The organism is Acinetobacter sp. NS-4 (assembly GCF_037402435.1).
Lineage (GTDB): Bacteria > Pseudomonadota > Gammaproteobacteria > Pseudomonadales > Moraxellaceae > Acinetobacter.
The window spans coordinates 37,574-57,342 of record NZ_JBBEUE010000003.1 but is presented as its reverse complement, the minus strand read 5'-3'; the positions used below and the strand labels follow the sequence as shown (position 1 = coordinate 57,342).

18 protein-coding genes are annotated in these 19,769 nt (G+C 43.8%); 8 read left to right on the top strand and 10 right to left on the bottom strand.

The genetic code is table 11. The features are described 5' to 3' along the window. Nucleotides 1-15 precede the first annotated feature (15 nt). Both parE and WAE57_RS03130 read right to left on the bottom strand, forming a co-directional pair. Nucleotides 16-1,896, bottom strand: a complete 1,881-nt coding sequence (parE, locus tag WAE57_RS03135; protein ID WP_337708142.1) for a DNA topoisomerase IV subunit B — start codon at nucleotides 1,894-1,896, stop codon at nucleotides 16-18. 14 nt (nucleotides 1,897-1,910) lie between these two features. Then, the gene (locus tag WAE57_RS03130) at nucleotides 1,911-2,495 is read right to left on the bottom strand and encodes a YqiA/YcfP family alpha/beta fold hydrolase (protein ID WP_337708140.1); all 585 of its coding nucleotides are present in this window, start codon (nucleotides 2,493-2,495) and stop codon (nucleotides 1,911-1,913) included. A gap of 248 nt (nucleotides 2,496-2,743) precedes the next feature. On the opposite strand from WAE57_RS03130, the gene WAE57_RS03125 reads away from it, so the two are divergent. Beyond that, entirely contained in the window at nucleotides 2,744-4,075 is a 1,332-nt protein-coding gene (locus tag WAE57_RS03125) for a hypothetical protein (protein WP_337708138.1), read from the top strand. Nucleotides 4,076-4,136: 61 nt separating this feature from the next. Here WAE57_RS03125 and WAE57_RS03120 read toward each other — a convergent pair whose 3' ends face one another. Then, a complete protein-coding gene (locus WAE57_RS03120) occupies nucleotides 4,137-4,661 on the bottom strand; it encodes a disulfide bond formation protein B (RefSeq protein WP_337708136.1) in 525 nt (174 codons plus the stop codon). Nucleotides 4,662-4,678: 17 nt separating this feature from the next. Further along, on the bottom strand, nucleotides 4,679-6,256 hold the full coding sequence (gene gshA / locus WAE57_RS03115; protein ID WP_337708134.1) for a glutamate--cysteine ligase: 1,578 nt from the start codon (nucleotides 6,254-6,256) through the stop codon (nucleotides 4,679-4,681). Between the two features lie 212 nt (nucleotides 6,257-6,468). Here gshA and WAE57_RS03110 point away from each other — a divergent pair, with 212 nt between their 5' ends. The 5 genes from WAE57_RS03110 to WAE57_RS03090 all read left to right on the top strand — a co-directional run bounded on the left by WAE57_RS03110 (nucleotide 6,469) and on the right by WAE57_RS03090 (nucleotide 11,793). After that, a complete protein-coding gene (locus WAE57_RS03110; RefSeq protein WP_237786956.1) occupies nucleotides 6,469-7,008 on the top strand; it encodes a DUF924 family protein in 540 nt (179 codons plus the stop codon). A gap of 50 nt (nucleotides 7,009-7,058) precedes the next feature. Next, nucleotides 7,059-7,613 carry a hypothetical protein gene (locus WAE57_RS03105; RefSeq protein WP_337708129.1) on the top strand — a complete coding sequence of 185 codons (555 nt, stop codon included), beginning with the start codon at nucleotides 7,059-7,061 and terminating at the stop codon, nucleotides 7,611-7,613. Between the two features lie 30 nt (nucleotides 7,614-7,643). Continuing rightward, nucleotides 7,644-8,951 (top strand): DUF445 domain-containing protein, encoded by a 1,308-nt coding sequence (locus WAE57_RS03100; protein WP_337708127.1) that lies wholly within the window; start codon nucleotides 7,644-7,646, stop codon nucleotides 8,949-8,951. A 212-nt stretch (nucleotides 8,952-9,163) separates the two neighbouring features. Then, nucleotides 9,164-10,954 carry an arginine--tRNA ligase gene (gene argS, locus WAE57_RS03095; RefSeq protein WP_337708124.1) on the top strand — a complete coding sequence of 597 codons (1,791 nt, stop codon included), beginning with the start codon at nucleotides 9,164-9,166 and terminating at the stop codon, nucleotides 10,952-10,954. 227 nt (nucleotides 10,955-11,181) lie between these two features. Next, nucleotides 11,182-11,793, top strand: coding sequence for an SPOR domain-containing protein (locus tag WAE57_RS03090; RefSeq protein WP_337708122.1), 612 nt, complete (start codon nucleotides 11,182-11,184; stop codon nucleotides 11,791-11,793). 141 nt (nucleotides 11,794-11,934) lie between these two features. On the opposite strand, the gene asd is transcribed toward WAE57_RS03090, so the two are convergent. The 3 genes from asd to pncB form a co-directional block, all read right to left on the bottom strand. Beyond that, entirely contained in the window at nucleotides 11,935-12,786 is an 852-nt protein-coding gene (gene asd, locus WAE57_RS03085) for an archaetidylserine decarboxylase (RefSeq protein ID WP_337708120.1), read from the bottom strand. Continuing rightward, entirely contained in the window at nucleotides 12,783-13,631 is an 849-nt protein-coding gene (locus WAE57_RS03080) for a rhodanese-like domain-containing protein (protein WP_337708118.1), read from the bottom strand. Before WAE57_RS03080 ends, asd begins: the two co-directional genes overlap by 4 nt. A gap of 112 nt (nucleotides 13,632-13,743) precedes the next feature. Further along, on the bottom strand, nucleotides 13,744-14,949 hold the full coding sequence (gene pncB / locus WAE57_RS03075) for a nicotinate phosphoribosyltransferase (protein ID WP_337708116.1): 1,206 nt from the start codon (nucleotides 14,947-14,949) through the stop codon (nucleotides 13,744-13,746). Nucleotides 14,950-15,292: 343 nt separating this feature from the next. Between pncB and dtd the strand changes: the two genes are divergently transcribed. Next, the gene (dtd, locus tag WAE57_RS03070; RefSeq protein WP_131288431.1) at nucleotides 15,293-15,733 is read left to right on the top strand and encodes a D-aminoacyl-tRNA deacylase; all 441 of its coding nucleotides are present in this window, start codon (nucleotides 15,293-15,295) and stop codon (nucleotides 15,731-15,733) included. Nucleotides 15,734-15,805: 72 nt separating this feature from the next. On the opposite strand, the gene WAE57_RS03065 is transcribed toward dtd, so the two are convergent. The 3 genes from WAE57_RS03065 to serB form a co-directional block, all read right to left on the bottom strand. Further along, complete coding sequence (locus tag WAE57_RS03065; protein WP_237786964.1) at nucleotides 15,806-16,285, bottom strand: SCP-2 sterol transfer family protein; 480 nt, start codon at nucleotides 16,283-16,285, stop codon at nucleotides 15,806-15,808. Nucleotides 16,286-16,442: 157 nt separating this feature from the next. Beyond that, on the bottom strand, nucleotides 16,443-16,778 hold the full coding sequence (gene aciT / locus WAE57_RS03060; RefSeq protein WP_237786965.1) for a ciprofloxacin tolerance protein AciT: 336 nt from the start codon (nucleotides 16,776-16,778) through the stop codon (nucleotides 16,443-16,445). A 409-nt stretch (nucleotides 16,779-17,187) separates the two neighbouring features. Next, entirely contained in the window at nucleotides 17,188-18,408 is a 1,221-nt protein-coding gene (gene serB / locus WAE57_RS03055; protein WP_237786966.1) for a phosphoserine phosphatase SerB, read from the bottom strand. 77 nt (nucleotides 18,409-18,485) lie between these two features. Here serB and WAE57_RS03050 point away from each other — a divergent pair, with 77 nt between their 5' ends. Further along, nucleotides 18,486-19,739 carry a hypothetical protein gene (locus tag WAE57_RS03050; protein WP_337708482.1) on the top strand — a complete coding sequence of 418 codons (1,254 nt, stop codon included), beginning with the start codon at nucleotides 18,486-18,488 and terminating at the stop codon, nucleotides 19,737-19,739. Nucleotides 19,740-19,769 lie beyond the last annotated feature (30 nt).

The following is a 19,769-nucleotide window of genomic DNA, read 5'->3' as shown; positions in this document are numbered from 1 at the left end:
AACTTAATAAAAAAATTAAACTGCCAGATCCGCCAGATTACCTTTCTGTTCTAACCAGTGTTTACGGTCCGATGAGCGTTTTTTCGCAAGTAATTTATCCAGTAGACTGGCAGTAAAATGCGCATCATCTAAATCAAGCTGCACCAAACGACGGGTATTCGGGTCCATTGTGGTTTCACGTAACTGACTGGCATTCATCTCACCCAGACCTTTGAATCGGGTGATTTGCGGATTCTTACTTTTGCATTTTTTCAGAATGCTTTCCAGCTCGTCTTCATCCAGCGCATAGTGCACATCCTTACCATCATCAATACGGAATAAGGGCGGCATGGCTACAAACAGATGCCCTTCTTCCACCATGGTCGGAAAGTGTTTCACAAACAGGGCACAGAGCAGGGTCGCGATATGCAGACCATCAGAATCGGCATCGGCCAGAATACAGATTTTACCATAGCGCAGTTCAGACAAGTCATCACTGCCTGGGTCTACCCCAATGGCAATGGCAATGTCATGCACTTCCTGAGAGCCCAAGACCTCATCGGAAGATACTTCCCAGGTATTTAAGATTTTCCCGCGAATCGGCATGATTGCCTGGAAATTCTTATCACGTGCCTGCTTGGCAGAACCGCCTGCAGAATCACCTTCCACAATAAACAGTTCCGATTCTTCCAAGGTATGTCCTACACAGTCGGCCAGTTTACCCGGGAGTGCAGGTCCGGAAACGATCTTCTTACGTTCAACTTTTTTTGCCGCTTTTAAACGGCGACCGGCTTTGGCAATTGCCAATTCGGCCAGCTGCATGGCAATGTCGGAATTCTGGTTGAGCCACAGTGCAAAGGCATCTTTGGCGATATTCAGCACAATGCCGGATGCTTCACGGCTCGACAGACGTTCTTTGGTTTGACCGGAAAATTGTGGCTCCTGAAATTTTAAAGACAGAATGTAGTTCACCCCATCCCAGACATCTTCGGCAGACAATTTTAAATTACGCGGCAACAGGTTACGCAGTTCACAGAACTCGCGCATGGCATCGGTCACACCTGAACGTAAACCGTTGACGTGGGTACCACCTTGCGCGGTTGGAATCAGGTTGACGTAGCTTTCCTGAATCTGTTCGCCGCCTTCAGCATTCCAGCAAATCGCAAATTCGGCACTGGCACGTTCAGCTTCGCCACTGGCCACGAAAGCAGGACTCGGAATGATTTCACGATCTTCAAGCTCATCCATTAAATAGTCAACCAGACCATTTTCAAATTGCCAGCTGATCTTTTCATCATTGATCTGGTCAACATAATTGATTTCCAAGCCCGCCGCTAAAACAGCTTTGGCTTTTAAATTATGTTTTAACGCTTTGAGGGCAAACTTGGGCGAATCAAAATATTTGGCTTCCGGCCAGAAGTGTACCGTAGTCCCTGTCGCCCGTTTCGGTGCTTTACCTTGCAGCACTTCAAGCGGCGCAACAGGTTCGCCGTGTTCAAAGGCCATTTTATACAGATTGCCCTGACGCTGTACCTCAACCTCAACACGGGTTGATAACGCATTCACCACTGAAATGCCTACACCATGCAAACCGCCGGAAAACTGGTAGTTATCGGTGCTGAATTTACCGCCGGCATGCAGTTTGGTCAGAATGATTTCAATCCCGCTCTGGCCATATTCCGGATGGATATCCACCGGCATCCCCCGGCCATTGTCTTCAACCGACAGGGAACCGTCTTTATACACCGTGACGGTAATTTTATTGGCATGTCCGGCAAGTGCCTCATCCACAGCGTTATCAATAACTTCCTGCGCCAAATGGTTGGGGCGAGTGGTATCGGTATACATGCCGGGACGACGCCGTACCGGATCTAAACCAGATAAAACTTCAAGTGATTGAGCCGTATATTGAGACACGTTGTACTGTTTCCTTAATTTATACAATCCGATAAAAACTGTAAGGCCATCGGTATTTTGTCTGCGAAATTTTCCATCGCATGATTGCCATTTGCTTCGGTAATCAGCATGGACTGATGTGAAGCATTGCTATAATAGCGCTGTGCTTCACGATAATCCAAAACTTCGTCCCCTTGTTGTAATAACACTAAAATTTTGTCCGCATCTTGCACAAATGGCACTGCCATCTGCTCAAGCTGATCCAGATGGGTATGATCCAGCGTCCATTCTGCATTGACCACATAGGGAATCTGATCACTGCCAAATAAGTCACGAAATAGTTGCCATGGTCGCATAGCAGGATTAATTAAAACAGCCGGCACGCCATACTTTGCGACCAGCTGTGTCGCATAAAAGCCGCCTAGACTGCTCCCTACCAGCACGACCTGATCCAGATTCTCAATCATGGCAGCCACATATGCCAATGTCTGCTCTGGAGGAAAATTGAGATCTGGCAGATGAACCTGAACATGATTCAGCTGCTGACAGTAGCTTTTAATTTGCTGCCCTTTTATGGATAAAGCACTGCTTTTAAATCCATGTAAATAGATGATGTTCATCGTTTTTATTGCATCATTGTTAAATTTAAACTAGATTTATTTTATACATAAACCGCCACTATCCGTCTGTTTTTATGTAGATATAGGCAGGATTGTCAGACAAAAAAATTAACACCAAGGCTCAATCATCGTTATTGTAAAAGCTGTTCGAGATGAACGATATAAAATGAAAAGCTAAGAGTTTATACCGTGATCCCAAGAAAAAATAAAGGGTATGGGAAACATGGTCACAGAAAGGACAGGATCAAATGCCGAGTTTAACCCCATTACATGAAACCTATTGTAGATGGGACCGTACACCGCCCAGTCAAGCTGATGTATTGGAAGGTCTCGCACAATTGGTGACTACACGTCTAAACGACGTGATGCAGGAGCTGGTTCAGGCGATTCAACGCGAAATTTTAATTAGCGTGTTTGGCATGAGTGAGCAACGCTCGAAAAAAATACAAAAAATTCCTTATATCGACAAACTTTACCAGCTGTCCTTCGACACCCTGCTCAACTACGGCAACTATTTACTGGCACCCGGTTTACGTCAGATTATTGAAAAATATCCAAAATTACATGACAAGCCGCTGACACCTGCGCTGCACTTTCTCGTCGGGGTGCTCAACGGGGTGCTGGGTGATTATTTATTAAAATACCAGAACCCGATGGCCCTGCCGATGGTGCTCTATGACCACTATGGCGGACTGCAAAAAGGGGACTTGTCCGGTCGTGTGGTGATCTTTGTGCATGGTTTATGTATGTCCCATTTAGAATGGTCTAACCGTCAATATGGCGGTATTGGCGAGAAGTTGCTGGCGCAACGTGACAATAACACCATGCTGTACCTGAATTACAACACCGGGCGTCGTATCTCGGCCAATGGTCGCAGTCTGGCCAACACGCTGGAAGATTTGATTCGTCGTAATCCACGCATCACCAGCATTGATTTAATTGGCCACAGTATGGGCGGCCTGGTTTCGCGCAGTGCCCTGTTCTACGGCAAACAAAACATGTATCAATGGATGCATCTGACAGAAAATCTGGTTTGCTTGGGTTCACCCCATCATGGTGCAGTATTGGAGCGCTTTGGTTTTATTCTGCAAGATAAACTGGGACATTTCCCTTTTGTAAAAATTATCCGGCATATCGTCAATATTCGCAGCAATGGCATTCTGGATTTGCGCTATGGCAGTGTCCGTGATGATGACTGGGAACATAACCATGCCCGGATTGGCGGCATGGATGACAATCGCAAACCAGCACCCTTACCGAAACATATCAATACCTACTTTGTGGCAGGCACCATTGAATATGAAAATAAAAAGAACCGGACCTTAAAGGTCCTGGGTGATTATCTGGTGAGTGTGGAAAGTGCTTTAGGCGAACATCCAAATCCACGTTTTCAACTGAAAGTGCCGGAATCGCATAAAGCCATCTTTTATGGCTTGAGTCATTTTGAAATTAACTATCATTCCAGTGTGGCGGAACAGATCGTGAAATGGTTCTATCCTCCTCAGAATGAAGAAATCAAAGAACAGGTGCATGAATACCATATGCAGCTGGAAGACTGGTCTAGGATTGCGCTGACTTAGGCAAACAACTTAAGCAAACCATAAAAAAGCCAACATTAAGTTGGCTTTTTTCTACACATCTTTATTTTTTCTTGGCTGTTTTATTATTCACTAATGGATAGCGACGCAACAGTTGCCACAGGCTAATCAAGGCTAGTACAGCAAAGAAAGCCAATGACCACACCGGAAGGGATTGCCCCAACAAAGTCCAATCCACTTTGGCACATTCGCCAGAACCAGTCAGCACTTGTTCAAACACCGACTTTAATGGCAACGTTTCTACCCAGTAATCTAAGCCTGGACCACAACTCGGTACCTGATCGGGTGGCAAATTTTGCAGCCAGACATGACGTGCTGCCACGCCTGCTGACCAGAGTATACTGAGCAGACCCAGCAAGGCGTAAAAGCGTTTAACCGCATTTGAACTCGGGTTATGCAAAAAAGCGACCAGAGAAACAATCCCCAACCCAATTAAACCAATGCGTTGAAATACACACAGCGGACAAGGTTCAAGCCCTTGTACATGTTCTAGATATAACGCAAACGCCATTCCAATGACGCTGGCTAAAAATAAAAAACCACTCACGAAGCGATAACTCCATTGCATGGTGAATCCTCTTAATTTTATCGATAATCGGCAAGATATTGCTCAAAACTGAGACTGCTATCTTGCTCGAGTTGCTGTTGCTGTTGCAATGACTGCCCCGCTAAATCATCAAAATAAGACAATGTATCCGGGCTTAATTTATGCTGCTCATAGGTCGTTGCATGTTGTTGTGCCATGAAACTACCAAAACTCCATGTGCCGCCATTTTCTAAAGTATCGGCAATCACTTGAGCAGACAGGGTTTCATCCACCTCATCAATACGACCGAGCATAACTGCCAAGGCTGCTGAATACATCTTGGTGTTATAGCTGATATCCAGTAAATCAGCCCAAGGCTGCATTTTGATGACCTGCGCACGCGCCCAATCTTCAATCGGGTGCTTCCCAGCTGCATCCACAATAGTGGCATTTGGCGCACGACCACGATTGACCACTTCGGCTTGATTATGCTCAATCTGTTCCTGTTCCGGGTCGAGCAAATCTGGACTATCTTGTACCAGGCAATGCAGGGCCAACACTTCCAAAAATGCTGCCGTGTTTTCATCAATCCCGATCGGACTATACGGATTGACATCGACTGCACGCAGTTCGACATAACCGACCCCGCGATTTTGCAGCGCTTGCGACGGAGTTTCTCCTGCTTGAGGCACCTGTTTCGGACGGACTAGGCTGTAGTACTCATTTTCAATTTGCAGTACATGATCATTGATCTGAATCGGTTCACCGTGTTCATCATTTAAGCCTAAACGGCTAAAAGGCGCATAAGGCGTTTTCACCGCTTTCTGCAAGCCCTCCAGATAACCTGACAGGTTGTTGTAGTGAATTCCCAATTGTTTCTGTGCGGAATTTTGATAACCAAAATTGCCCATACGCAATGCAGTCGCATACGGCAAGAACAAGGTGCCTTTTAATAAAGGCAACAGGTGATGATCGCGTCCGGTCATAAAGCATTTACACACTGAAGGACTGGCCCCAACCAGAAACATCACCAAGGGGGTTAAACGGATAAAGTTACGGATTAAGCCAAAGTAACGGTGACTGCGATAATCCTGCAAACTGAGGCTTTTTAGGGCTTCATCGTTTTCATGGTGTTGCAGTGCTTCAAACACTTGATCTGGAAAAGATAAATTATAATGCACCCCGGAAATGGTTTGCATACGGCGACCATAACGCACCCCTAAACCACGGCGATATAGAGTCTTGAAGCGTCCAATATTGGAGCTGCCATATTGGGCTAAACGAATGCTTTCTTCGTCATCATTCAGCATACACGGCATCGACAAGGGCCACAATTTTTCATCATTTTCTAAATGGCGATGCGCAACGGCATGAATATCGGCTAAATAATCGAGTGCTTTTTTAATGCTGTCTTGTGGAGGGGTAATAAACTCCATCAAGGCTTCGGAATAGTCAGTGGTAATGTGCGGATGTGTTAATGCCGACCCCAATGCCTTTGGATGCCCTGCTTGTGATAAAAAGCCATTGCTTTGCATACGCAGGCTTTCTCGTTCAATACCACGCAGCATGCCATTAAACAGCGAAGAATCCACCCAAGTTGGTACCACAACTTGAGAGGTCGATTCGGGTTGACTCATTACAATCTCGCTTACCGGAAGATAACTACTAAAATAAAATCATCAGTTTATATAAGTATAACGTGAATTGGGGCAGTCAAATCATGCCCTGTCTAGTTTTCAACCAAAACAACAACTTATTTTCTGGCAAATTTTTATCACAAAGTTACTCTATAAGACATCTGAATTTTGTGTTTGTATTGAATAATAAGTGCTAAGGAATTGTAAATATTATGAATTATCCAGATATTTTGGACTTTTGGTTTAATCCTGAAACCCAGCCACTGTGGTTTGCTAAAAGTGATGATTTTGATGCACTGATCAAGCAAAAATTTCAGGACATTCACCAAAAAGCTGCACATGCCGAACTGTGGTCATGGCGTAAAACCGCTGAAGGCCGGCTGGCAGAAATTATTGTTCTGGATCAATTCTCACGTAACCTGTTTCGGGATCAAGCCCAAGCCTTTGCCCAGGATTCCCTGGCATTGGTATTGGCACAAGAAGCCATTAGTCTGGATTTGGATAAACAATTAAGTCCAGAACAACGTGCGTTTTTATACATGCCCTTTATGCACAGTGAATCGAAACTGATTCATGAATTCGCGTTAAAATTATTTCAACGCTTAAATAATCCGATGAATCTGGATTATGAAAAAATGCATAAGGCAATTATTGACCGTTTCGGGCGCTATCCGCATCGCAATGACATCCTGGCGCGTACTTCAACTGCAGAAGAGCTCGAATTTTTAACCCAACCGAACAGTCGTTTCTAACCATTTATTGTGTCTTCTCCCTCGCACAGTAAATTGTATGGAGGTTTAACATGAAGAATAGCATTATAGGTTTGAGCATGGTCTTGGCAATGACCCTGTCAGGCTGTGCAACCACACCTTCCAAACCGCTGACTTTTGACCAGCTGGGGCAATTCAGCAATACGCCCCTGAATGCGCAAACCTATCGCATCAGCTTTCAGGCGCGTCCCAATATGAGTTTTGGAACTGCCGAAGAAATCACCTTAGTGAAAGCCGCCCAGACCACGATACAAAACGGATTCCGCTATTTCAAGGTACTGAATGATCCGAGTAACCGTAACCAGCCACCACGTCAGGCAGTGGTCTATTCCAGCCCGATGTACTATCCCTATGGTTATTATCACCGTTATCCCGGCTTCTGGCCTGACCCGTTTTATGACATGCCGCGCGTGGTGACTATTGACCCGGTACAAGTTTCCTATACCATTGAATGTTATAAAGATCAGAAAAAAGCACCGGATGATGCCTTTGATGCCTATTTGATTTTAAAATCGTTAGGACAAAAGTATGGCCTAAGCCCGAGCGGCCAGGTACTACCGCCACCCGTACCGAAAACAGCAAAATAACAATAGCCTAGCCACTCACAGGAATCTTGCATGACCACAGCGGAAGCAATCACCACACCGAGTTTGCAACGCAGTAAACGCTTTGCCACCATTGCCTTAATCAGCGCCATTGTTATCTGGTTAATACTCATGCTGGTGGCCAAGCTGATTCCTGAATATGCCTGGTTCATTCATATTTTGATGCTTTCCGCCGAAGCGGGTGTGGTCGGCGGACTGGCAGACTGGTATGCCATTACCGTGCTGTTCCGCAATCCGTTTGGGAAAATGCCGATTCCCAAGTTCCTGCTCGATCACACTGAAATTATTCCGCGCAACAAAGCCCGGATTGCCGAATCCATGGGACGTTTTGTACAGGAAAACTTTTTATCTCCGCAAGTGGTGGAAAGAAGCCTAAAAAGTACCGATCTGAGTCTGGCCATCGGGCAATGGTTGGCAAAGCCGGAAAATAACACCCAGGTCACGCAAGTCATTCAGCAAACCGTACCCAAGATTTTTGAATTTGTTGGTCAGGAACAGATTGGAAATTTTATTCAAAACAACAGCGTGCAATGGGTTCGCAACACGCGGGTCAATACGCTGGCCAGTGAAATGTTGCGTGCGGTCCTGGAAAATGACTTTCATCAGGATGTATTGCAACGCGGACTCGATTTGGCCCATGGCTGGATGGTGTCGCACCCTGAGCAGGCACGGGAGCTGAGCCGCCAACTGTTCAAGGAGTTAGGGGTATGGAAACTGGCCAAAGGTGCCAGCTGGATTGGGATTGATGTGCAGCAACGTACCATTGATTCACTAATTGAACGGGTGGAATCCATGCTGGCCGATCCGCAGCATCCCTGGCGGCAAAAAATTGAACAGATGGGCCAGCAGCTGATGCTGGAACTGGCCGATAATGAAAGTGAGGCCAGTGAACGGCTAAACCGTAGTAAAGATGCCCTGCTCGATAGTCCCCAGGTACTGAATTTCATCAGTGGTGCCGTAGTGATTCTCTGTGATGCCATCAAGGCCGATTTACTCAAGGCAGATTCAGGTATTGCGCACAATCTGCGTGTTGCGATTCAACAGCTCGGGGAAAATATCATTTCCAATCCGGTAGTACGTCAATTGCTGAATGAACGGATGAGTGGACTTGCTGTCAATTTAAGTGATCAATACAGTGAAAAAGTGATCCGTTTTATTAGCGAACGCATTCATGAATGGGATTCACGGGAAATGATCGACAAAATTGAAAATGAAGTCGGTGGTGATTTGCACATGATTCGGGTCAATGGTGTGGTGGTCGGTGGCTTTATTGGCCTCATTCTGGGCATTATTCGCGCGCTGATTGACTGGGCGCTTTAACGAATTTAAGGTCTCAACATATAATCTTGCTAAACTAAAAAGCAGCATGTATGCCATAAATCATGCTTTTTTGAATCTTTTGCAGAATTTATCTGGCCTCAATTCTGCGCTCGTTGTCGGACAAGATTCATTCAATACAAATGGGTTCACCTAAAGACTGTGAAATTTGTTATATTTGCTGTTTTTCTGCGACATTTATTTTTCGACTGACTATGAATACGGCAATACAAGCAGCTCTCGATCATGCAGTGCAATCTCTTCAAGCTGAAGGTGTACTTCCATCCGACTGGAATAACAGCGGTCATTTAACGCGAACCAAAGACCGAAGCCACGGTGACTTCGCTTCAAATATTGCAATGATTGGTTCTAAAGCTGCGGGTATGAAACCTCGTGATCTTGCAGAAAAAATTCTTGCAAGCCTTCCTGAAGTAGCAGACATCAGCAAAGCAGAAATTGCGGGTCCCGGCTTTATTAACTTCTTTTTAAATGCCGACCAACGCTTCGCTGTTTTAGACCAAATTCAAGCGCAACAAGATCAGTTTGGCCGTACCCAAGCCAATGCCGAAAAACGCATTCAAGTCGAATTTGTTTCAGCAAACCCGACTTCTAGCCTGCACGTAGGTCATGGTCGTGGCGCAGCATACGGTATGACCGTAGCCAACCTGCTTGAAGCAACCGGTGCCAAAGTTGACCGTGAATATTATGTCAATGATGCCGGCCGTCAAATGGACATCCTGGCAACGTCTACATACTTACGTTACCTGGAATTAACCGGTCAGCAACTGGTTTTCCCTAAAAATGCCTATCAAGGCGACTATGTAAAAGAAATCGCACAAAGCATTATCGACCAAGATGGCGATGCTTATGTACGTCCAGTCGCTGATGTTTATAAAGATGTTCCTGAGGATGTACAGTTTGCGGCTGAACTCGATGCAGATGGCAATAAAGTCGTGCTTTCAGGTGACAAAGAAAAGCACATCGATGGCTTGATTTTCAATTCACAACAATTAATTGGTCAAGGCTACCGCGTTTTCTTGCAAGCTGCATTAAAAGCCATTCTTGATGATATTAAAGATGACCTTGGCGAATTTGGTGTGACCTTCAACCAGTGGTTCAGTGAAGAATCATTGACGGATAAAATTAAAGAAGCGCTTCAAACTCTTGATCAACGTGGTTTCTTGTATGAACAAGACGGTAACATCTGGTTTAAATCGACTGAATTTGGCGATGAAAAAGACCGTGTCGTGAAACGCCGTAATGGTCAAACCACTTACTTCGCATCCGACATTGCTTACCACCTGAATAAATTACAACGTGGCTATACCGATATCGTCGATATCTGGGGTTCAGACCACCATGGTTATATCGCGCGTGTTAAAGCTGCCATTGATGCCATGGGTTATGACTCGAAAAAATTGACCGTTCTTTTAGTCCAGTTCGTGAGCTTATGGCGTGGTGGCGAGATGGTTCAAATGTCATCTCGTTCAGGTCAGTTCGTGACTTTACGTGACCTGCGTAAAGAAGTCGGCAACGATGCTGCGCGTTTCTACTACGTGATGCGCAAGTCTGAACAGCACATCGACTTCGACTTGGATCTTGCTGTGTCGCAAAGTAAAGACAATGCGGTGTATTACATTCAATATGCACATGCACGTATTTGCCGTATGCTTGAAAAAGCAGCATCCAGCAATGTGAATTTTGATGCCGTGAATGCACGTCAATTTGCTGCGAAACTTGATCTTGATGCTGAAACTGAAATTTTAGCTAAACTTGCGGCTTACCCTGAAATTGTGATTCGTGCAGCCAACAGTTATGAACCGCATCAAGTCGGTAACTATCTGAAAGAATTGGCAGCATTATTCCACGGTTGGTATAATGAGCATAAAGTACTCAATGATGATGCTGAATTTACGCAAGCCCGTTTATTGCTTTCAGTAAACGTACAGCAGGTTTTACGTAATGGTTTAGAATTATTAGGTGTATCTGCTCCTGAGGCGATGTAAGCAAAACAAGGTTTTGCATCGCCGCAAGACCGAAAGCTATGCTTGAGGTGGCAATGTAATAATTAATACCCTTGCGCAGCGATGTTATTTACACCGAAAGTCATGTTTGTGATCATCTAAACTTAGCTAATGATTTATAGACAATAGGGTAAACAAGGTATTATTTTTAAAATAAAATCTTGTTTTTAAATAGATTTAAATCACAAATAACACACGAGGAATCCCACGTGTTTGGAAAAACGCAGCGCGGTGTCTCTGAGCGACCGAATAAGCCGAAAAAGCCATTAATTCCTGCATGGCTGGGAACGCTTGTCGTTATTTTAATCGTGTTGAGTTTTGCTGTAGCTTTGATGCTATGGAAACCGTGGGCACCGGTTAAACCGAAAAATCAGATCAGTTCTGAACACTATCAGGAAGATACCAACAAAGATTATCGTTTCTACGACTTATTGCCACAGCAGCAAGTGACGCCTATTCCAGATCAGGCAGTGCCTGAAACCAAGAACTCTGGAACCGTAGTGATTGTTGAAGCACCGGAAGCTGAAACGGCTCCCCCGGCTGAGACAGCCGAACCAAGACTGGAAACTTCTGAAGCACCAGTTGCCCACCAGCCGAGTTATATTCTGCAGGTTCGTAGCTATCCCGATCCGGATAGTGCCGATGCCCGCCGTGCTGAAATTATCTTGAATGGTTTATCTGCCGATGTGGTGAAAACAGTGGAAGGTGGTCAAACCTGGTATCGGGTGATTTCTGGGCCTTATGATTCTTCTGAAGCTGCGATTATTGCCCAGCAAACCTTGCAACGCAGTGGCATTGATTCTATTGTGGTAAAACGCTAGTTTTTAGACATTAAAAAGAAGCGCCTAAATTAGGCGCTTTTTAATAGCTTAAATTCCCTCTCCTGCTAGGAGAGGGTTAGGGAGAGGTAATACTTAAAAGCCCCTCCACCTAACCTCCTCCCATAGGGAGAAGGATTATTATTAAACCGTATGCCCCAAAGCCTCACCCATCTCTACAACAGAGTTGGCTTTAAACATCGCGTCCCACTGCATTTTATCTTTTTCAAATAAAATTACCGCAGTTGAACCCAAGTAGAAACGTCCCAACTCTGCGCCTTTCTCAAGGAACAGGTTGTGCTGGTTCAATTCCAGATGTCCAGTCGGTTTCACCTTACCGGTAGCTACAGTTTCAATGCCTGCAACAATCATGGCACCCACTAAAACCACCGCCATACGGCCCAGTTCAGTATCAAACAGGCAGACCATACGTTCATTACGGGCAAACAGTCCCGGAATGTTTTCCGCTGTGGTTTGATTCACCGAGAACAATTCACCTGGAACATACAGGGTTTCAGTCAAAGTCCCGGCAAAAGGCATATGCACACGGTGGTAATCTTTAGGTGATAAATACACTGTAGCAAAATGACCATTTTTAAAGGGTTCCGCCAGTTGCGGATCGGCAATCAGTTTTTCCACCGAAAAGCTTTGCCCTTTGGCCTGAAAAATATCGCCATCTTCGATTTTACCCAGCTGTGAAATTGCGCCATCTGCAGGTGACACAATACTACGGGTATCACTATCGATTTTACGTACGCCTTGTTTTAAAGAGCGGGTAAAAAATTCGTTAAATGATTTGAATTTCAATGCATTGCTTTGTTCAGCAATCGACATATCAATTCCATACTGGGCTTTAAAAGCCTGAATCACGGTATTTTTGATAATCGGATGTTCACTGGCAGCCAGTTTACCCACGACACGAGATAATTGGTGTTGTGGCACAACACGTTGTGCTTGAATAAAAATTTGTTTTTTTAAACGTGATGCGAAGCTCAAGATGGTAACTCTCCGGTAATAATCGGACTGTCGGGACGGTTGCCCCATTCACTCCACGCACCATCATAAGCCTGAATTTTCCAACCGAGTAACCGGCCCAAAATATAGGCCAAACCTGAACGGTGATGCGACTGACAATACACCACCACAGGTTGTTTTAAATTGAAACCCAATTGTTCCAAGCGTTGCTGAGTGCGTTCTAAGGAATGTAATTTTAAATGATTTTCACGATTTAGGGCAGTACTCCATTCAAAATGTCGGGCATTTGGAATGTGACCGCCGCGTCGCGCTGCGAGTCGAAGACCGGTATATTCATCTTCGGTACGGCAATCCCACAATTGAATGTCATGGTTTTGGACTTGCTCTAAAAGATCTGCATATTCAATACGGTATTGATCAATATGCGCCTGATTGATTTCCACCAGCTTGTCTACAGGTGTAAAAGTTTCAGCTGCTGAGGAAGTCGGCAAACTCGCGGCCAACCAGGCATGAATACCGCCATTCAATAAACTGGTATTTTCAAAACCCATACAATGCAGGTTCCAGATCAAACGCCCTGCCCATGCACCACCTTCATCATCATAGGCAACCACATGATGTTCAGGAGAAATATTCAAATATTCAATCAGCGCTTTTAAACCCTCTACATCGGGCAATAAACCTGAGGCTTGTTCTTCTTGACGTACCAGCTGCTTCGGTTGAACATGAATAGCATGTGGAATATGCAATTGATCATAAACAGAACGACGGCTTAAATCGACAATGCGTAATTTTTCATTGCCTAAAAACGGAACCAGCTCTTCTGCTTCTATCAGCAGACCAAAATTAAATGCAGATACAGTCATACTTTTTCATGTTTTATTTAGATCAACATTGCCGATCTTAGCATAACTCATTTTCACTATTATGCTGATTTTTTGCTTTGGTTTAGCAAAAAATCAGATATAGCATGCATGATTATGCCGTTTCAGCGAGATTAAATACCTGACGTAAATAAGCCAAAAAGGTGTCGTTATCGGTCATGGTTTTTCCTGGGCTATCGGAAATTTTTGCCACCGATTGACCATTACATTCCACCAGTTTCAACACAATATTCAATGGGGTTTGTCCCATGTCATTGGTTAAATTGGTGCCAATCCCAAAGCTGACCTGGAAACGGTCTTTAAAGTATTGATGTAAATTCCAGGCTTTTTCAATATTCAAGCCATCACTAAAAGTCAGCATCTTGGTTTTGCTGTCAATTTTAAGTTTTTTGTAGTGGACATAGGCTTTATCCCCCCATTCGTAGGGATCGCCGCTGTCATGACGCAAACCATCAAACAGTTTGGCAAAATACAAATCAAAGTCACGTAAGAAAGCATCCATACCGACCACGTCGGTCAGGGCAATACCTAAATCGCCACGATATTCCTGCACCCAGGTTTCCAGTGCCGCTTTCTGGAAATCGCGTAAACGCACATCCAAAGCCTGAAAAGCCTGTAAAAATTCATGTGCCATGGTACCAATCGGGGTAATGTCTAATTGTTTGGCAATCAGGACATTGCTGGTACCACGGAAGATATTCGGTACTGCCGCATGAAATTGTTCAATCACATGTTTTTGCCATGCAAAGCTATAACGACGGCGAGTACCAAAATCGGACACCAAGAATGGTGGATCTTCCGGATTTTGTTCTGATTGATATTTTTGAGTCAGGGCAATTTTCGCCTGTAAGCGACGCTCGCCTTCTGCCAAGACTTCATCACTACGAATGCGCGTGAAATACAGTTCATTGACAATGGCCAGCACAAAGATTTCAAACATCATCGCCTGAACCATGGGGCCCTCAACCCAAATATCCAAACGACCTTGTTCATCAATACTGACTTTAATAAAACGACGTTTCAGCTGGAATAATTCCAGATAATCAACAAAGTCACTTTTGATAAAACGCAAGCTACGTAAATATTGCAACTCATCTTCTTTAAACTTGAGCTGACATAAATAATCGAGCTGCTGATTCAAATCATCCAAAATATCCGTCAGTGGATAAACGGTATCTTCTAAATTACGACAACGAAAATGGTAGACGCTATGGGTTTGAGGAAATTTATGCAGAACCACCTGTAACATGGTGAATTTATACAGGTCGGTATCTAATAATGAATGGATGATTGCGGACATATCACTTTCAGTTTTTATCAACTATCCGCATTAAAGCATATTTTTTTCACTATAAAACCAATGTTTTCGTAAATACAGGAAACTATTGAATAAGTTATGTCTCATTTATCCATCACCAAAATAACATTTCATTCTTTCAAATCACTCCAATCCATCTTAAAACACAAGCTCAACCCTTTTAAAAAGGGTCTGTCTAAAGTACAGAGGGCAAAAGAGACTTTCATCTTTATCGATTCATTTAGATTTTTTAAATTCACCTATACAAATCACGAGTTTTTAAAGCCTTTAAGCACGTATTTGCTACAATTCACCGCAAATTTGAAATAACTGATTTGGTTAAATTATGCGTGCCTTATTACAACGAGTTTTAGAAGCCAAAGTCGTAGTCGATGGTGAAACGACTGGTGAAATTCAACATGGCATTTTGGTGTTTCTAGGTCTAGGTAAAGAAGACAATCTTGAAAAAGGCAAAAAGCTGATCGACAAGATCTTGAAATATCGTTTTTTTGATGATGAACAAGGCAAGATGGGCTGGAATGTCAGTCAAGCGGGTGGCGGATTATTATTGGTTTCACAATTTACCTTAATGGCGCAAACGCAAAAAGGCTTACGTCCTGACTTTGGTCCAGCGATGCCGCCAAGTGAAGCCAAAGCACTTTATGAACAATTGGTTGAATATGCAAAATCACAATTTGAGAATGTGCAAACTGGCATTTTTGCAGCCGATATGAAAGTGCATCTGGTCAATGATGGACCGGTGACTTTTAACCTGGAAGTTGAATAAACGACACAAGATATTAACCATTAAAAAAGCCCTCATTCGAGGGCTTTTTTATTTTTAAATGCAGATCTGAAATTATTTACCGGTTTTTTCACGGATAAATGAACGCACCAATTTCACTTTTTCTTGTACTGGCTTAGGTAATTTTGGTGGAATCAGTTTGGCAACTTTGTTAAACCAGACCAAAAGACCAAAATCTCCTTCCATTTTAATGGTTCCATTTTGCATGCCAGTCATGAAAGCGCTTGGATCACCTTTTATTAAAGTTTTTACACCTTGTTCACTGTCTGCAAACTGCAAAATGAAGTCCGCTTTTTCCACATCACCTGCTACTGTGTCAATTTGTCCATTGTTTACAATAATTTGACGTGCAACACCCAGGTCAGTACCAATTTGAATGCGGAATTGACGTTCATGAACCAGCTCAATAAATTTTGGACTGGTACGAGCCAATTGCTTCATACGCAAAGCCAAGCCCGCAACTAACAAATCAAGCGGATCCGTGCTTACATCGACCAGTGGTAATTTTACGACAGGAATCGAAGATAGTTTCATGACATTTAAGCCTATTGTAATTGTTGGAAAATTGACGACTTATCCTACCATAACTTGTGTTTTTTGAAGTAAGGCTTTGTATAACAATAATGAACAAAAAAAGATGTGCCTGAGCACATCTTTTTATTTTTTTAATTTAATTTATAGATCTTACAAATTAACGGCTTGAACACTGTTGCTGTTCATCGTCATAAACTGGTGTATGTTCAATATACTGACGTTTGGCTAAAGCTCGTTCTGCACGACGATCTTCACGTAATAGCAGCATAGTTACAATAACCATCACCGACATTAACGCAGTCAGATAGCTGTATGCCATGGGTAAATCAAAAACGATTTGTGTGCTGAAGCGAATGGCTTCAATCACTCCCCAAAACAGCATACCTGCAAACATATAGCTTAACAAACGACGATAAGGCGAGAAGAAAACAGCTATCAAAGCAGCCGCAATCAAGCTTAAGCCAACAATGGTTGCTAAATTCGCTGTAACCATAAAAACCTCCGTCCTATATAGGATTTTGACACTTTTATATGGGTCTAAATCAAATCCCCGATAGCGTGAATAAATGATGAAATATATTTATATCAATCTCTATGCAAGCATTATGCGGAGTTTTTTTAAGAAAAAAAGTCTTGTATTTTCAGTAAGCGACATACCTTGTCGCAATATTATTTTGTCATTACATTTTTTTATTTTTAACTTTTTCTGGAAACGAGATGGGCTCGGACTTGCCGTGTCATTACAAAAAAACAACTCATTTTAATCAATAAAAAAACTTTTTTCCTGAATGGCTTGAATGCTGTTTTTATCGGCAATGCCTGGCTACCGTTCATCGTATTTTGCCTGTTTTTAAACAAAAAACGCGACATCAATGTCGCGTTTAGTCAATAAATTTCAATCTTTAGGCACGACTCAGATCTTTATCATGTACGCCGAGCAGATAGAGTACTCCATCAAGGCCGACACTTGAAATCGCCTGATTGGCATTTTGACGAACCAAAGGTTTGGCACGGAAAGCCACACCTAAACCGGCAATAGACAGCATTGGCAAGTCATTGGCACCATCCCCTACGGCAATGGCCTGTTCCAGTGAAATACCCATTTTCGCAGCCAGTTCACGCAGCAATAAGGCTTTACGGGCACCATCTACAATATGTCCTTTGACTTCACCGGTAACCACACCATCTTGTACATCCAAAATGTTGGCATGGACTTCATCAATCCCCAGTTTTTCTTGCAGGTATTCGGCAAAATACTGGAAACCACCGGAAAGAATGGCGGTCTTGTAACCCAAGGCTTTCAAGGTTGAAATCAGGCGCTCTGCCCCTTCCGTCACGGTTAAGCGCTCGGCAATTTGAGGTAAAACAGAAGCATCCATACCTTTTAATAAGGCGACACGGGCACGGAAGCTTTGCTGGAAATCAAGTTCCCCTTGCATGGCGCGTTCAGTAATTTCAGCAACTTGCTCACCGACACCGGCCTCAATCGCCAACTCATCAATCACTTCCTGCTCAATCAAGGTCGAGTCCATGTCAAAGCAGACCAGACGACGATTGCGACGGTAAGCATTATCTTCTTGCACCGCAACATCGACGCTTAATTCAGTCGATAAACGCAAGCATGCCGCACGCATGGCAGTGGCATCCAGCATTTGTCCTTTCAAGCCAAATTGCACGCAAGAGCGTTTAGGTCCATCGGCTTGAATATCCAGCTCCGGACGACCCGACAAACGGGTCACGGTTTCAATATTAAAGCCCTGGTTGGAGACAATCTGAGTCACTGCCTGCAGGTGTGATGCTGTTAATTCCGGTGCCAGTGCCGTCACGATATAACGGGTCTGTCCCCCTTCACTCACCCATTGATCATATTCTGATGTAGAGATTGGTTTAAAGCGCACTGTTAAGCCAATATCATGTGCTAGAATCAGAATCTCCTTCATGGCTAATGCTGTAGCAGTTTGGTCATCTGACGAAACAACAATACCTAAAGTCAGTTGGTTGTGGATGACGGCTTGTCCAACGTCCAAAATTTGTAACGAATGGACGGACAATACCTGCATTAATCGTGTAAATTGATTAGGCTGGTCGGGTCCCAAAAATGATATAAGAATGATTTCTCGCATGAATTGACTCGGATCTGAGCTACAACTATTGCTAGAATCATAATCGAATTTGAACATAAATGCCTTGGAAGTTTACGTTGAATGCGCCTAGACAAGGGCTATTTGCTAGCCTACTGATTGTAAGTTTTGCTTTTCACACCTTTTTACTGGTACTTGCGACGACGCATCAGTTGAATGCTAACCGCGCCAGTCAGGGACAGCTGATGACCTCGCAACTGGTCACAGACAGCCTGTCCGAGCTGGAACCGGCCAATACGGTGTCATTGGCTTTACTGGCCGACCGTTATGCCACCAACCCGAGTGTGGCTTCTATCCGTATTTTAGATGCGAATAATCAGGTACTGGCAACAGGTGGTTTAACCAAGACACGCCAAGGCGAAGTTTTTGTTCGTGAAGCACTGCAAAATGAAAAGAAAGTCGGCAGTATTGAAATTACCCTGATTCAGCCAAGTATAGGGGAGATTTTACGTACCCAATGGCTGGCGATTTTATTATCGTTGCTGATTCATGGCTTATTATGGTTAGCTTATCGTGCCATTGCCCGTCCAAGCCGTACCGAATATCTGGCGCGTATCAATAATGAATCACGCCTCAAACATGAAATTCAAACCCTGACTCAGGCTTTGGAACAAGAACAGCACAATGCCGCAGTCGCGATTGCTCAGGCGCAGAACAACGCTCAGGCTAAAGCTAAAACCAAAGAATCCAAGCCTGTGGTGCTGGATGACAATTGTATTGCATTAAATATTCAGTTTTATGATCCAAAACAGCTGATGGATTCGGTCAATAAAACCGTTTCTGTTCCTTATTTTAATTTATGTCAGATTTTCCTGAATAAAGCCGCTGAACTCTGTGTTCAGCACTACAAATTGAATAGTTCAGATATCTCCACTGTACATAAATTTGATGAACATGGGGCAACCATTAGCATGTCGGTCGAAACACCGAATGCGGTGCAATGTCTGGTGATGATCAGTACCGTATTCCAGTTATTATCTGATGTGCTATACAAACGCTATCGTGAAGAAAAGCGTTTCGTGTTGCAAACACGCAGTGCCATTTCCAACCATGTTGAGGCGATGCACCTCAGCCCTGTGCAAGCGGCAGAACGTCTGGTACAACAACTGGCAGCCAAAGAAAGTGCCATTCATTTACCGAATGAATTACTTAAAGGTATTTCAGATTGTTACCAGTTGGTCAGCATACCGAATCCAACCAATGTGCTCACCCGTCATGCCTTTATGATGAACGGGATGGACAGCAAAGTGGCCGAATTGGCACAAACCTTTAGAACTGAAATTTTAAAAGCCAAGCAATCCAAAGCATCTTAAAAACAGCTCAATAAAAAAAGCCGGGTTCAT

Excerpts from the sequence above, each read along its gene's own strand:
- aciT (WP_237786965.1), bottom strand. The coding sequence starts at position 16,778 with ATGGTTACAGCGAATTTAGCAACCATTGTTGGCTTAAGCTTGATTGCG.
- WAE57_RS03125 (WP_337708138.1), top strand. The coding sequence starts at position 2,744 with ATGCCGAGTTTAACCCCATTACATGAAACCTATTGTAGATGGGACCGT.
- WAE57_RS03105 (WP_337708129.1), top strand. The coding sequence starts at position 7,059 with ATGAAGAATAGCATTATAGGTTTGAGCATGGTCTTGGCAATGACCCTG.
- WAE57_RS03120 (WP_337708136.1), bottom strand. The coding sequence starts at position 4,661 with ATGCAATGGAGTTATCGCTTCGTGAGTGGTTTTTTATTTTTAGCCAGC.
- serB (WP_237786966.1), bottom strand. The coding sequence starts at position 18,408 with ATGCGAGAAATCATTCTTATATCATTTTTGGGACCCGACCAGCCTAAT.
- argS (WP_337708124.1), top strand. The coding sequence starts at position 9,164 with ATGAATACGGCAATACAAGCAGCTCTCGATCATGCAGTGCAATCTCTT.
- WAE57_RS03065 (WP_237786964.1), bottom strand. The coding sequence starts at position 16,285 with ATGAAACTATCTTCGATTCCTGTCGTAAAATTACCACTGGTCGATGTA.
- pncB (WP_337708116.1), bottom strand. The coding sequence starts at position 14,949 with ATGTCCGCAATCATCCATTCATTATTAGATACCGACCTGTATAAATTC.
- WAE57_RS03100 (WP_337708127.1), top strand. The coding sequence starts at position 7,644 with ATGACCACAGCGGAAGCAATCACCACACCGAGTTTGCAACGCAGTAAA.
- WAE57_RS03080 (WP_337708118.1), bottom strand. The coding sequence starts at position 13,631 with ATGACTGTATCTGCATTTAATTTTGGTCTGCTGATAGAAGCAGAAGAG.
- gshA (WP_337708134.1), bottom strand. The coding sequence starts at position 6,256 with ATGAGTCAACCCGAATCGACCTCTCAAGTTGTGGTACCAACTTGGGTG.
- WAE57_RS03130 (WP_337708140.1), bottom strand. The coding sequence starts at position 2,495 with ATGAACATCATCTATTTACATGGATTTAAAAGCAGTGCTTTATCCATA.
- WAE57_RS03110 (WP_237786956.1), top strand. The coding sequence starts at position 6,469 with ATGAATTATCCAGATATTTTGGACTTTTGGTTTAATCCTGAAACCCAG.
- dtd (WP_131288431.1), top strand. The coding sequence starts at position 15,293 with ATGCGTGCCTTATTACAACGAGTTTTAGAAGCCAAAGTCGTAGTCGAT.